At 69.4% G+C, this 13,590-nt stretch carries 13 protein-coding genes; 8 read left to right on the top strand and 5 right to left on the bottom strand.

The features are described from left to right. Positions 1-6: 6 nt before the first annotated feature. The 4 genes from ACWDR4_RS38595 to ACWDR4_RS38580 all read right to left on the bottom strand — a co-directional run bounded on the left by ACWDR4_RS38595 (position 7) and on the right by ACWDR4_RS38580 (position 3,854). Positions 7-1,389: a ferredoxin reductase family protein gene (locus ACWDR4_RS38595; RefSeq protein WP_450415453.1), complete on the bottom strand. Its 1,383-nt coding sequence runs from the start codon at positions 1,387-1,389 to the stop codon at positions 7-9. Positions 1,390-1,529: 140 nt separating this feature from the next. Then, positions 1,530-2,234, bottom strand: a complete 705-nt coding sequence (locus ACWDR4_RS38590) for a L,D-transpeptidase family protein (RefSeq protein WP_450415451.1) — start codon at positions 2,232-2,234, stop codon at positions 1,530-1,532. Between the two features lie 3 nt (positions 2,235-2,237). Further along, a complete protein-coding gene (locus tag ACWDR4_RS38585) occupies positions 2,238-2,825 on the bottom strand; it encodes a pyridoxamine 5'-phosphate oxidase family protein (protein ID WP_450415450.1) in 588 nt (195 codons plus the stop codon). A 144-nt stretch (positions 2,826-2,969) separates the two neighbouring features. After that, positions 2,970-3,854, bottom strand: coding sequence for a hypothetical protein (locus ACWDR4_RS38580; protein ID WP_450415449.1), 885 nt, complete (start codon positions 3,852-3,854; stop codon positions 2,970-2,972). A 194-nt stretch (positions 3,855-4,048) separates the two neighbouring features. On the opposite strand from ACWDR4_RS38580, the gene ACWDR4_RS38575 reads away from it, so the two are divergent. The 5 genes from ACWDR4_RS38575 to ACWDR4_RS38555 all read left to right on the top strand — a co-directional run bounded on the left by ACWDR4_RS38575 (position 4,049) and on the right by ACWDR4_RS38555 (position 10,065). After that, positions 4,049-5,242, top strand: a complete 1,194-nt coding sequence (locus tag ACWDR4_RS38575; protein ID WP_450415448.1) for an argininosuccinate synthase — start codon at positions 4,049-4,051, stop codon at positions 5,240-5,242. Positions 5,243-5,351: 109 nt separating this feature from the next. Beyond that, positions 5,352-6,779 (top strand): argininosuccinate lyase, encoded by a 1,428-nt coding sequence (gene argH, locus ACWDR4_RS38570; RefSeq protein ID WP_450415446.1) that lies wholly within the window; start codon positions 5,352-5,354, stop codon positions 6,777-6,779. Positions 6,780-6,936: 157 nt separating this feature from the next. Further along, the gene (locus ACWDR4_RS38565) at positions 6,937-7,908 is read left to right on the top strand and encodes an aldo/keto reductase (RefSeq protein ID WP_450415445.1); all 972 of its coding nucleotides are present in this window, start codon (positions 6,937-6,939) and stop codon (positions 7,906-7,908) included. A gap of 82 nt (positions 7,909-7,990) precedes the next feature. Then, a complete protein-coding gene (locus ACWDR4_RS38560) occupies positions 7,991-8,542 on the top strand; it encodes a TetR/AcrR family transcriptional regulator (protein ID WP_450415444.1) in 552 nt (183 codons plus the stop codon). Next, complete coding sequence (locus tag ACWDR4_RS38555) at positions 8,539-10,065, top strand: MFS transporter (RefSeq protein ID WP_450415443.1); 1,527 nt, start codon at positions 8,539-8,541, stop codon at positions 10,063-10,065. The genes ACWDR4_RS38560 and ACWDR4_RS38555 overlap by 4 nt, the downstream gene beginning before the upstream one ends. Positions 10,066-10,130: 65 nt before the next feature. On the opposite strand, the gene ACWDR4_RS38550 is transcribed toward ACWDR4_RS38555, so the two are convergent. After that, positions 10,131-10,802, bottom strand: a complete 672-nt coding sequence (locus tag ACWDR4_RS38550) for a lysophospholipid acyltransferase family protein (RefSeq protein WP_450415486.1) — start codon at positions 10,800-10,802, stop codon at positions 10,131-10,133. Positions 10,803-11,155: 353 nt separating this feature from the next. Between ACWDR4_RS38550 and ACWDR4_RS38545 the strand changes: the two genes are divergently transcribed. The 3 genes from ACWDR4_RS38545 (at position 11,156) to ACWDR4_RS38535 (ending at position 13,558) form a co-directional block, all read left to right on the top strand. Beyond that, positions 11,156-12,352: a glycerophosphodiester phosphodiesterase gene (locus ACWDR4_RS38545; RefSeq protein ID WP_450415441.1), complete on the top strand. Its 1,197-nt coding sequence runs from the start codon at positions 11,156-11,158 to the stop codon at positions 12,350-12,352. Positions 12,353-12,507: 155 nt separating this feature from the next. After that, positions 12,508-13,014 (top strand): RNA polymerase sigma factor, encoded by a 507-nt coding sequence (locus ACWDR4_RS38540; protein WP_450415485.1) that lies wholly within the window; start codon positions 12,508-12,510, stop codon positions 13,012-13,014. 46 nt (positions 13,015-13,060) lie between these two features. After that, the gene (locus tag ACWDR4_RS38535) at positions 13,061-13,558 is read left to right on the top strand and encodes a GNAT family N-acetyltransferase (RefSeq protein ID WP_450415439.1); all 498 of its coding nucleotides are present in this window, start codon (positions 13,061-13,063) and stop codon (positions 13,556-13,558) included. The last annotated feature ends 32 nt before the right edge of the window (positions 13,559-13,590 follow it).

Genomic DNA, 13,590 nt, shown 5'->3' with positions numbered 1-13,590 from the left:
CGTCGCTCACATCTCGAACGACTCGTGGTGGATACGGCGCGCCGGAACACCCGCGCCGCGCAGTGCCTCGTAGACCCCCTGCGCGAAGCCGGGCGGCCCGCACATGAAGACGTCGTGCTCGTCGATGTCCGGCAGCTTCCGGCGCAGCGACTCCGGCGAGATGTCCGGGCGCTCTCCGTCGGGGCTGTTGACGGCGTACATGAGACGGGCGCCGCGCTCGTTGGCGATGGTCGCCAGCTCGTCCCACAGGGCCAGGTCCTGGGTGCTGTTGGCCCGGTAGAGAAGGGTGAGGTCGCCCGCCGCGCCGGGCAGGGTCTCGAACAGGGCGCGCATCGGGGTGATGCCGACGCCGCCCGCGACCAGCAGCACCTTGCCCTTGCTGCGCTTGGACGCGGTCAGGGCGCCGTACGGACCCTCGGCCCACACGCGGGTGCCGGGCTCCAGGTCGCGCAGGGCCGAGCTGTGGTCGCCGATCGCCTTCACGGTGATCCGCAGCATGTTGGGGCGGGGTGCCGCCGACAGCGAGTACGGGTGCGAGCTGAACCGCATCCCGGGGGCCAGGAAGCGCCAGCGGAAGAACTGGCCCGACTCCGCGCCCATCCGGTGCAGCTTCTTGCCGCTCATCAGCACGGACACGATGCCCGGGGTCTCCTCGATGACCGCCTCGACCCGCAGCCGGTGCCGCATGTTCAGCCGGATCGGCGTGAGGACGCGGTACCAGACGACCAGCGCGGTCACCGAGCCGTACAGCGCGTACCAGGCGGTCTTCGCGGCCGGCTCCACGACGAACTCGTTGCCCGTGGACAGCTGGTGCCAGAACGTCAGGAACGTCGCCGCGTACGTCAGCAGGTGCACGTGGTACCAGAGGTCGTACGGGATCATCCGCCGGACCGGGCCGATCGAGATGAGCCCGATGAACACCAGCACGCCCGTGCCGATCGCCGCTTTGCCCATGTCGGGCAGCTGGTTCACCGAGTCGACCGTCTGCTGGACGATGTCGCCGAACGTGTTCCCGGCCTGGAGGGCGTACCCGTACATGATGAGGACGACGTGCGCCACGACCAGACAGAGCGTGTACCGGCCGCTCATCGAGTGCCAGCGCGCCACCCGGTCCGAGCCGACCCGGCGCTCCAGCGCGGGCACCCGGGCCATCTGCAGCACAACCAGTGCCATCAGATAGCCGCCGAGCAGACCGGTGATCCGGCCCGCCGCGATGACCTGGGCGGTGGTGTCGGCGAGGGAGGGGGTGTTGCTCCACCACAGCCAGATCACTCCGGCCGCGCCCGCCGCCACGGCGAGCAGCAGCGGGACGGCGGGGGAGCGGCGGGGTCGGATGCGGCGCATCGTCTGGCGCCGCGCGGCACGTCCGCCTTGGATCGTGGTGGTCACGGTTCCTCCGTGGGACGGGGTCTAGTCGAGAGGCTTGGCCCCTTGGCCCTTCCATACGTGCCACGACCGCTGAGTGTTCAGTGACGCACGGAGTCCACAGACAACAGGTGTGACGGCCGGTAACATCCGCCCGGTGAAGCTCAGTAGCGGGTGATCGCCGTCGGCCCGCTCGCCGTGCCGATCGCGATGTGCGGCCGGCGGCCCGGCTCGGCCCACGCCAGGATCGTCCGCATCGCCGCCACGGACACGGACACACAACCGGCGGTCGCCCCACGCCCGTTGACGTGCAGGAAGATCCCCGCACCACGCTTCCGCACCGGCTTGGCGTAGTTGAAACCGATGACGTACGCGTGCGCGTACTGCTGCGTGTACGAGATCAGGTGCTCGGACTCGGTGGCACGGCAGTGGGCGGGGCGGGGCTCGGTCCAGCGGTTGTAGGAGCGCGAGTCGTTGTCCTGGCACCACCAGGAGTTCTGCCGCACGGGCCGGTACGTCACCTCGGTACCGCCCGGCGCCGGCTTGATGCCGAAGGCGTACGGGAGGTCGTACAGCCCGGTGGGAGTGGTGTTCGTGCCCTGCTTGCGGGAGCCGCCCTCGACGAGCCCGTTCGCACCGAAGCGGGCGGTCGCGGAACCGGCCTTCGTCCATGTCCCGTCGCGCAGGTCCCACCAGGTGACCGTGCCCGAGGTCGCGTCGGCGCGCGGCGCCTGAGCCGTGATCAGCTGCGTGCCGCCGCCGGTGTCGGCCATCCGCGCGGGCAGCGGCGGCGCGGCCGTGGGAGGGACACCGGCGGCGAGCACGAGAAGGGACGCGGACGCGAGGACGACGGCGGCTCCGGGACGCATGGCTCAGACGGTACTGGGCGGGAGCGGCAACGGCAGCCCCGGTAGTCCGTCCAGGCTCGTCGCGATGTGGTCCTTCTTCTCGAAGTAGGCGCTCAGCGAGGCGTCGTCCTCGCGCGCGAACCGCCTGCCGTGCAGATCGCGGTCGCCGTCGTACGACATGAGGGGCACCGCGTAGCCGCAGCTGTCCCGGACGACCTCGGCCCGTACGACGATGACCGCCCGCAGCCCGTGATCGGTGGGGTCGATGTCCGGGAAGCGGGCGAGGAGTTCGGGGAAACGCGGGTCGTCACGGAAGACGGGCTCACCGCGGCCGTGCACCCGGACGATGTTCGGCGGGCCCTGGAACGCACACCACATGAGGGTGATCCGGCCGTTCTCGCGCAGGTGGGCGACGGTCTCGGCGTTGCTGCCCGCGAAGTCGAGATACGCGACGGTCAGCTCGTCGAGGATCACGAAGGAGCCCTTGAGGCCCTTGGGGGAGAGGTTGACCGTGCCGTCGCCGGAGAGCGGGGCGGTCGCCGTGAAGAAGAGGGGCTGCGCCTCGATGAACGTACGCAGCCGGCCGTCTATGCGCTCGTAAGTCTTTCCCATGACTAACTATTGTCGGGGAAAGTCGTTCGTCTGTCTAAGGGTTATGTCCGGCCGAGAGTTCTGGTGATGATGTCTCTGCGGCTGAACAGGACCACGGCCGCCCCGGCCGGCGCTTGCAACGGGGCGGCCGTGGTCCCTGTCACGTCACTTGGTGAGCGTGCAGGCAGCCAGGGAGTCGAGGCCGGCGGGCTTCTCGGCGGTGCGGCCGATGGCGGTGGCGATGCGGTTGACGACGGCGATGCGCTTGTCCTCCAGCGGGCCGAGGATGGCGTTCTGGACGAAGTTGGCGCCGCCCTGGCCGACGGTGTCGATGAGGCGCTGGTTGGCTTCGTCGATCTGGGTCTGGAGGAGCGTGAGGTTGCGGTCGACCTCGGCCTGCGCGGTGGCCGGGATCGCGGGCAGCTGCGACGCGACGTCCGGGCAGCTGATGGTCCCGACGCCGGCCGCGTCCTCGCCGGTGTCGCCCGCGCCGGCCTCCTCGCCCGCGCCCGCCTCTTCCGTGGCTTCGTCGGTCGGCTCCACCGTGGCCTCTTCGCCCGCGCCCGCTTCCTCGCCGGCGCCCGCTTCCTCCTCCGCGGCGCCGCCCGCGCCGAGGGTGCAGGGGGCGAGCGCTTCGAGGCCGGCGGGCTTCTCGGCGGTGCGGCCGATGGCGGTGGCGATGCGGTTGACGACGGCGATGCGCTTGTCCTCCAGCGGGCCGAGGATGGCGTTCTGGACGAAGTTGGCGCCGCCCTGGCCGACGGTGTCGATGAGGCGCTGGTTGGCTTCGTCGATCTGGGTCTGGAGGAGGGTGAGGTTGCGGTCGACCTCGGCCTGCGCGGAGGCGGGGATCGCGGGCAGCTGCGACGCCACGTCCGGGCAGCTGATCGTGCCAGGATCCGCCAGCGTCTTGGCGCTCGTGGTGTTGCTCTTGGACGTTTCCCCGGCGAGGGCCGAGCCCGCGACGATCGCGCCGGACAGTGCCACTGCGGCGGCGCCACCGATGAACGCGACGCGACGCTTGTTGTACTTCGGAAGAGCCCTGGACATGCGGATGCCTCACTCGGGTCGGGGGTTCGTCGTTTACAAACGCGGCGCCTGCGTCCGGCGAGAGGTACGGGTAAGCGGTTTCGCGCGTTCAAAGACTCGTCAAACATCGATGGGAAAATTTTCCGAGATTGACGAATCATGCAGAGTCCTGCATACTCATGCATGTCAGCGAATGCACTGTGAGGAGAAAACCCGTGACCGAGCGCGTCGTACTCGCCTACTCAGGCGGACTGGACACCTCCGTCGCCATCGGCTGGATCGCCGAGGAGACGGGCGCCGAGGTCATCGCCGTCGCGGTCGACGTCGGCCAGGGCGGCGAGGACCTGGACGTCATCCGCAAGCGCGCCCTCGCGTGCGGCGCCGTCGAGGCCGAGGTCGCGGACGCCAAGGACGAGTTCGCCGAGGAGTACTGCCTCCCGGCGATCAAGGCCAACGCCCTCTACATGGACCGCTACCCGCTGGTCTCCGCCCTCTCCCGGCCGACGATCGTCAAGCACCTCGTCGCCGCCGCCCAGAAGCACGGCGCGACCACGGTCGCCCACGGCTGCACGGGCAAGGGCAACGACCAGGTGCGGTTCGAGGCCGGCATCGTGGCCCTCGCCCCCGACCTCAAGTGCATCGCCCCGGTCCGTGACTACGCGATGACCCGCGACAAGGCGATCGCCTTCTGCGAGGACAAGCAGCTCCCGATCGCCACCACCAAGAAGTCCCCGTACTCCATCGACCAGAACGTCTTCGGGCGCGCGGTCGAGACGGGCTTCCTGGAGGACATCTGGAACGCCCCGATCGAGGACATCTACGAGTACACCTCGAACCCGGCCGAGCAGCGTGACGCCGACGAGGTCATCGTCTCCTTCAAGGAGGGCGTCCCGGTCGCGATCGACGGCAAGCCCGTCTCCGTCCTCCAGGCGATCCAGCAGCTCAACGAGCGGGCTGGCGCCCAGGGCATCGGCCGGATCGACATGGTCGAGGACCGTCTCGTCGGCATTAAGTCCCGTGAGGTGTACGAGGCTCCGGGCGCGATCGCCCTGATCACGGCCCACCAGGAGCTGGAGAACGTCACGGTCGAGCGTGAACTGGCCCGCTACAAGCGGCAGGTCGAGCAGCGCTGGGGCGAGCTGGTCTACGACGGCCAGTGGTTCTCCCCGCTCAAGCGCGCCCTGGACGGCTTCATCAACGAGGCCAACCAGCACGTCAACGGCGATGTCCGGATGACCCTGCACGGCGGTCGCGCGGTCGTCACCGGTCGGCGCTCGGACACGTCCCTCTACGACTTCAACCTCGCCACGTACGACACGGGCGACACCTTCGACCAGGCCGCGGCCAAGGGCTTCATCGACATCTACAGCCTGTCGTCGAAGATCGCGGCGAAGCGGGACCAGGCGTAACCGATACCGTTGTTGCCACCGCCTCCCCTCCGTACGGGTGGGGAGGCGGTCGCACATCCGGAACGTCCATCCGGAACCCGAGAGCGACACCCTTCGAGGAGCAACGCAAGTGAGCAGCAACAGCGGTGACGTACGGCTCTGGGGCGGCCGTTTCGCCGACGGTCCCGCCGAGGCCCTGGCCAAGCTGTCCGCGTCCGTCCACTTCGACTGGCGGCTCGCGCCCTACGACATCGCCGGATCGCGTGCCCACGCGCGCGTGCTGCACAAGGCGGGCCTGCTCACGGACGACGAGCTGACCCGCATGCTGGCCGGCCTCGACCAGCTCGAAGCGAACCTCGCCGACGGCACCCTCGTCCCCACGATGGCCGACGAGGACATCCACACGGCCCTGGAACGCGGTCTGCTGGAGATCCTCGGCCCCGACCTCGGCGGCAAGCTCCGCGCCGGCCGCTCACGCAACGACCAGGTCGCGACCCTCTTCCGCATGTACCTGAGGGACCACGCCCGGACGATCGGCGGCCTGATCGCCGACCTCCAGGACGCGCTGATCGGCCTCGCGGAGGCCCACCCGGACGTGGCGATGCCGGGCCGCACCCACCTCCAGCACGCCCAGCCGGTCCTGTTCGCCCACCACGTCCTGGCCCACGTACAGCCCCTGTCCCGGGACGCGGAGCGCCTGCGCCAGTGGGACGAGCGCACGGCGGTGTCCCCGTATGGCTCGGGAGCCCTGGCGGGCAGCAGCCTCGGCCTGGACCCGGAGTCGGTGGCGAAGGACCTGGGCTTCGAGCACGGCAGCGTGGCGAACTCGATCGACGGCACGGCGTCGCGCGACTTCGTGGCGGAGTTCGCGTTCATCACGGCGATGATCGGGATCAACCTCTCCCGAATCGCCGAGGAGATCATCATCTGGAACACGAAGGAGTTCTCCTTCGTGACCCTGCACGACGCGTTCTCGACGGGTTCGTCGATCATGCCGCAGAAGAAGAACCCGGACATCGCGGAGTTGGCACGCGGCAAGAGTGGCCGCCTGATCGGCAACCTGACGGGCCTCCTGGCCACCCTCAAGGCCCTCCCGCTCGCGTACAACCGCGACCTCCAGGAGGACAAGGAGCCGGTCTTCGACTCCTGCGACCAGCTGGAGGTCCTGCTCCCGGCGTTCACCGGCATGATGGCGACGTTGACCGTCCACCGCGACCGCATGGAGGAACTGGCCCCGGCCGGCTTCTCCCTCGCCACGGACATCGCCGAGTGGCTGGTCAAGCAGGGCGTCCCGTTCCGGGTGGCCCACGAGGTAGCGGGCGAGTGCGTCAAGGCGGCCGAGGCGGACGGCGTGGAACTGGACGGCCTCACCGACGACCAGTTCGCCAAGATCAGCGCCCACCTCACCCCCGAGGTCCGCACGGTCCTGAACGTCCCCGGCGCCCTGGCCTCCCGCAACGGCAGGGGCGGCACGGCCCCGAGCGCGGTGGCGATCCAACTGGCAGAGGTGAAGAAGAACGTGGCGGCACAGCACGAATGGGCAACAGCGAAGCACTGAAGGGCCGCAGGCCCCTTCAGGGGCGCGGGGAACTGCGCGAGCAACCACAACGCACCCGCACCCGCCGTACTACCGCACAACCCACCCCATGAGGCGAAGGTCATCAAGGGTTACGTTGGTCAGGAACCGTACCGGATCCGACCGAACGGAGCCCGCGATGCCCTTCGCCCGACTGGCCACAGCGACAACCCCCACCTGCCACCTCGGACTGGGCCTCGCCGCAGTAGCCCGCCCCGGCTACATCACCCTCAACCGAGACGAAGACCTCGGAGAGAACCGCAGCGTAGACACCCTCCGCACCCGCACCCACGAACTCCTCGACGCCGCCTACGCCCAGGGCGTCCGCTACTTCGACGTGGCCCGCTCCTACGGCCGCTCGGAGGAGTTCCTCGCGGACTGGCTCAACAAGACCCCCGGCCGAAACGACGTAGTCATCGGCAGCAAGTGGGGCTACACCTACACCGCCGGCTGGACCACAGACGCCGAACAGCACGAGGTCAAGGACCACAGCCTCCGGACGTACGAGCGTCAGCGCGCCGAAACCGACCACCTGCTCGGCGCCCGTCTGGATCTCTACCAGATCCACTCGCTGACCCCCGAGAGCCCGGCCCTGTCCGACAAGGAACTCCACGCGCGCCTAGCGGAGGCCGCCGCGCAGGGACTGACCGTCGGCTTCTCCACCAGCGGCCCCGCCCAGGCCGACACGATCCGCGCCGCCCTGGCGGTCACGGTCGACGGCGAGCCCCTCTTCCGCACGGTCCAGTCGACGTACAACGTCCTGGAGACCTCCGCCGGGCCCGCCCTGGCCGAGGCCCACGACGCCGGACTGACGGTGATCGTCAAGGAGGGCATGGCCAACGGCCGCCTCGCCGCCGGACAGGCACCGGACACCGTACGGACGATCGCCGAGGAGACAGGCCTGGGCGCGGACGCCGTAGCCCTCGCACTGGTGCTGAGGCAGCCGTGGGCAGGAGTCGTACTCTCCGGCGCGGCCACGGCCCCCCAGCTCGCCTCGAATCTGCACGCGGCGGTCGTCGACCTCGACGAGGACCAGCTGACGCGCCTGGCCGCGCTGGTGGAGGAGCCGCGCGCGTACTGGGAGCGACGCGGACAGCTGCCCTGGCACTGAAAACCCCTGGTCGGCAGGGCAACCCTGATACACACGCGCTTCTGATGAGACAAAGATGTCTCATATGGCCTATGATTGTCTCATGGCCTTCGACCGCGAACACCTGCTGCGCAGCGCAGCCGCCCTGCTCACCCGGAAGTCCACGTCCACCATGGACGAGGTCGCCAAGGCGGCCGGAATCAGCCGGGCCACGCTGCACCGCCACTTCGCCGGGCGGGACGTCCTCGTACGGGCCCTCGAAGAGCTGGGCATCCAGGAGTGCGAGGCGGCTCTGACGGCCGCGCGACTCGGCGACGGCACCGCACAGGAGGCCGTCCGCCGCATGGTCGGGGCACTCGAACCCGCCGCCGGACTGCTCGCGTTCCTCTACACCGAGAACCAGCTGTTCGAGGGCGAGGAGCAGAACGAGGGCTGGGCCAGGATCGACGCGGCGATCGCCGCCCTGTTCCGGCGCGGCCAGCAGGGCGGCGAGTTCCGCATCGACCTCACCCCGGCCTGGCTCACCGAGGCGCTCTACGGACTGATGGCCTCGGGCGCCTGGGCGGTGAGCGAGGGCCGGGTCGCGGCCAAGGACTTCACCCACATGATCGTCGAGCTGTTGCTCGGCGGTGCGCTACGGAGAGAGGAATCATGACCAGCACCCTGCAGCCGGCCCACGCGATCGAGGAAGGGAGGCGTCCGGGCCGTTGGCTCGCGCTGTCCGTCCTTGTGCTGGCCGTGCTGCTGGTGGCCGTCGACGCGACCGTTCTCGGTCTCGCGACCCCCTACATCAGCGAGGACCTGAAGCCGTCCGGCACCCAGTTGCTGTGGATAGGCGACGTCTACTCGTTCGTCATCGCGGGCCTGCTCGTCTCCATGGGCAGCCTGGGCGACCGCATCGGCCGCAAGCGGCTGCTGCTCATCGGCGCGACCGCGTTCGGTCTGGTGTCGGTCCTCAACGCCTATGCGACGACACCGGAGTTGATGATCCTGGCGCGGGCGCTCCTCGGTGTCGCGGGCGCGACCCTGATGCCGGCCACGCTCGCCCTGATCCGCAACCTCTTCCACGACCGGCGCGAACGCAGCCTCGCGATCGGCATCTGGGGAGCAACAGCCTCCGCAGGCACCGCAGTTGGCCCAGTGGTCGGCGGTTTCCTGCTCGAACACTTCTGGTGGGGCTCGGTCTTCCTGATCAACCTGCCCGTGATGGTGGTCCTCGTCCTCGTCGGCATCAAGCTGCTCCCCGAGTCCCGCAACCCGGCGCCGGGCCCGTGGGACCTGCGAAGCGTCGTCCTGTCGCTCGTCGGCATGATCGGCATCGTCTACGGCATCAAGGAAGCGGCGTCACACGGCTTCTCGTGGCCGGCACTGGGCGCGGCAGCGTTGGGCGCCGCAGCCCTGCACGCCTTCGTACGCCGCCAACTGACCCTCCCCACACCCCTGTTGGACATGCGCCTGTTCCGCGACCGGGGCTTCAGCGGAGCAGTACTCGCGGACCTCCTGACCATCCTCGGCCTCTCCGGGCTGGTGTTCTTCCTGTCGCAGTACCTGCAACTGGTGCAGGGCCGGGGGCCGTTGGAGGCGGGCCTCGCCGAACTGCCCGCAGCCATCGGCGCGGTGGTGGCGGGTCTGCTCGCCGGTGCGGCTGCCCGGCGCTACTCGGTACGGGCCGTGGTCTCGGGCGGCCTCGCGGCCATAGGCCTGGCCCTGGCCACGCTCACCGTCGTGGACCAGTCCACGGGCTACCCACTGCTGGGCTCCGCGCTGCTGGTGGTGGGCGTGGGCGCGGGCCTCTCGTTCACCGTGACGTCCGACGTCATCCTGGCGAGCGTCCCCAAGGAACAGGCGGGCGCGGCAGCCGCCGTATCGGAAACAGCGTACGAACTGGGCGCCGCCCTGGGCATCGCCCTACTCGGCTCGATCGTCACAGGCATGTACAAAAACTTCCCCGCCCCGACGGGCACACCCGCCGAGGCCCACGAATCCCTGGGCGGCGCGGTCGAAACGGCGGCGGGCCTGCCGGCGCCCACGGCGGAAGCATTGCTTCACGCGGCCCGCGAGGCCTTCACAGACGGCATCGCGTTGGCGGCGGGCGCGGGTGCGCTGGTGCTACTGGCAGCAGCGGGAGCAGCTTGGGTACTGCTGCGAGGTCAACAACTGGAGGGGCGGGAGGTATAAGGGGCGCGGGGAACTGCGCGACAAGCCACAACGCACCCGCACCCAACAACCAACCCGCAAAACCCCTACGCGGCCTTGGCCTTGGTCGCGTACATATCCACGTACTCCTGCCCGGACAGCCGCATGACCTCAGTCATCACCGAGTCCGTCACGGCCCGCAGCACATACCGATCCCGATCCATCCCCTCGTACCGAGAGAACTCCATCGCCTCACCAAACCGCACAGTGACCCGCCCCGGCCGGGGCATCCCCGCCCCACCCGGCTGCAACTTGTCCGTGCCGATCATCGCGAACGGCACCACCGGTGCCCCCGTCATCAGAGTCAGCCGGGCGATACCGGTACGCCCCCGGTAGAGCCGCCCGTCGGGCGAGCGCGTGCCCTCGGGGTAGATCCCGAACATGCGCCCCTCCTCCAGCACCCGACGCCCCGTCATCAGCGCCGCGACACCGCCGTTGGCCCCGTCCCGGTCCACCGGGATCATGCCGACGCCGGTGAAGAACCAGGCCATGAGGCGGCCCTTCAGGCCCTCACCGGTGACGTACTCGTCCTTGCCGATGAAGACGACCTGGCGGTCGCAGACCAGCGGCAGGATCATCGAGTCGATGAACGTGAGGTGGTTGCCGGCCAGGATCACCGGGCCGTCCCCCGGAATGTGCTCCATGCCCTCCACCCGTGGGCGGAACATCAGGCGCATGATCGGTCCGAGCAGTGCCTTGATGAGCGCGAAGCGGGACAACGGGCCCTCCGGTGTGAAGGTATTCGGCATAAGTCTGTGCAGGTGAGGACGATACTCGCGCCTCGGGGGGTAGTGCACATCGGGTTCACCGAGTACTTACGCACTGTTGACCCGCGTTTACCTGCGGTGGCGCACTGTTGCGGGCGGGTGACGGACCGCCACGAATGTGACGGAGATCGCGTGTCGCCCGTACCGGACACACTGTGCGCCTACCCGCAGAGCCCGCGTCGATGCCGACATCCCGTGTCATCCGTTGTCGTCCGCGTGTTCCGCCCGAGGCCTCCCTGTCGTCATGTACACACACCTACGATCGGTCCGTTTGGACAGATGACGGTGCGGCAGGAGAGGCGCTCATGGGCACGCTGGAGTCGAACGGACATGCGCAGGGGGAGTCGACGGGGACGGGGCGGCGGACGCTGCTCGGAGCCGCGATGCTGGGTGCGGGCGGCGCGGTCCTGGGGCTGCCCGGCACGGCGGGAGCCGACGCCCGGCAGGCCGGACACGACGCGAAGCACGGAGGCGGTGGCTTGAAGGGTCTGCCCGTACCGACGATCATCGGCCACCGGGGTGCCAGCGGCTACCGACCCGAGCACACCCTCGGGTCGTACCAACTGGCCCTCGACCTGGGCGTGGACATCGTGGAGGCCGGTGACCTGGTCCCCACCAAGGACGGCCACATCGTCTGCCGCCACGAGCCCGAGATCGGCGGGACGACCGACGTCGCCGACCACCCGGAGTTCGCGAGCCGCAAGGTCACCAAGGTCCTGGACGGCGTCTCCCTCACCGGCTGGTTCACCGAGGACTTCACGCTCGCCGAGCTGAAGACGCTGCGCGCGATCGAGCGCATTCCGGCCAACCGCCCGCACAACACCCTCTACAACGGCCGCTGGGAGATCCCCACCTTCGAAGAGGTCCTGCGCTGGCAGGACGAGCAGACCCGCAAGCGCGGCAAGCAGGTCTGGATCTACCCCGAGACCAAGCACCCCACCTACTTCCGGGCGCTCGGCCTGGGCCTGGAGGAGCGCGTCGCGAAGCTCCTGAAGAAGCACGGCAAGGACAGGAAGAACTCGCCGGTGATCATCCAGTCCTTCGAACCGACCAGCATCCAGCGCCTCAACCGGCTCGTCGGCAACCCGCTCGTCGTCCTGCTCTCGGCCGCGAACACCAGCCCCTGGGACTTCGTCACGAGCGGCGACCCGCGCACGGTCGCCGACCTGATCAAGCCGGCCGGCCTGCGGGAGATCGCCTCGTACGCCCAGGGCATCGGCCCGACCCTCGACCTGGTCATCCCGAAGGACTCGAACGGCGCGCTCACCTCACCGACCGCCCTGGTCGCGGACGCGCACGCGGCGGGCCTGATCCTGCACCCGTACACCATGCGCAACGAGAACCCCTTCCTGCCGACGAACTTCCGCAAGGGCACGGACGCGGACGCCTACGGAGACGCCTTCGGCGCGTACCGCACGTACTTCGCGACGGGCATCGACGGCGTCTTCACGGACAACCCGGACACGGGCGTACTGGCCCGCGCGGACTTCGTGAACGACTGAAGAGAACAGAACCTGAAGGACAGAAGAGAACAGAACCTGAACGACTGAAGAGAACGGAGAACGGGCCTCGTCAACGGCTGAGCGCCCGGCCCCGATTGGGGTGACAACCGGCCGCTCCGGCAACCTCCCGCCGGAGCGGCGGCGTCGTGCCGCATATGACCCACGACATTGTTTCCGCCCTGCGCCCCCTGCTCGCCGCCGAGGCCTCGGCGGAGGCATATGCCTACGGCGCCGAGCCGAGCGACCTGGAACAGGCCGTCTGGCTCCGCCTCCTGGAACGCCTCGACTCCGACGGGCCGCCGGCCGACCCGCAGAACTGGCTCCGCCGGGCCGTCCGCTCCGAGGCCCGCCGCAACCGCCGTACCGCCCGCGTCGAACGGCCGTACGGCGACCAGCCCGCGGCCGACGACCGTCCGGGCCCCGAGCAGCTCGCCCTCACCGCCGCCCGGCACCGCGCCCTGCGTGACGCGGTCCGCCGGCTGCCCGGCCGCTGCCCGAGTCTGCTGGAGGCCCTGCTGTCGCCGAAGGACCTCACCTACCGGGAAATCGCGGGGGAGTTGGGTATCTCACAGGGCAGTCTTGGTCCGGAACGTTCCAGATGCCTGGGATGTCTCCGCCGATTGCTGACGCCGGAGGTTGCGGCCCGCGAAGCACGGGGATAGGAGTGAGGAGCAAACGACTGAACAGGTGAGCGGGAGGCGTGCACACATGGGCATGAGCGTGACCATCTCGGTGGCGACCGAACGGGACACGGAGCAGATCTTCCGGCTGCAGTACCTGTGCTTCCAGAGCGAGGCCGCTCTGTACGGCAACTACCGGATCGATCCGCTGGTCCAGACCCTGGACTCCGTCCGGGAGGAAGTCGGCGCGGACTGCGTCTACGTGGCGCGGCTGGGCGAGGAGGTGGTCGGCTCGGTGCGCGGCACCCCGAACCCCGACGGCACGGCGTCCATCGGCAAACTCTGCGTCCACCCCCGCCTCCAGGGCCACGGCATCGGCGCCCGCCTCCTGCGCGCCGCCGAGTCGGCCCTCGCGGAAGAACGCGGCGCGAAAAGGTTCCGCCTCAGCACGGGCCACCGCAGCGACGCGGGCCTGCGCCTCTACCGTCGAGTCGGCTACGAAACGGTAGGCACCGACAAGGGCAACGACGGCGTCCCGATGATCGTCCTGGAAAAGCAGGCGGGAACATACGCGGCAACTGCTTAACCAGGGTTCACAGGGGCGCCCCACAGGGGCGC

Source organism: Streptomyces sp. NPDC000878, assembly GCF_053599695.1.
This window is presented reverse-complemented; position numbering and strand designations above follow the sequence as displayed.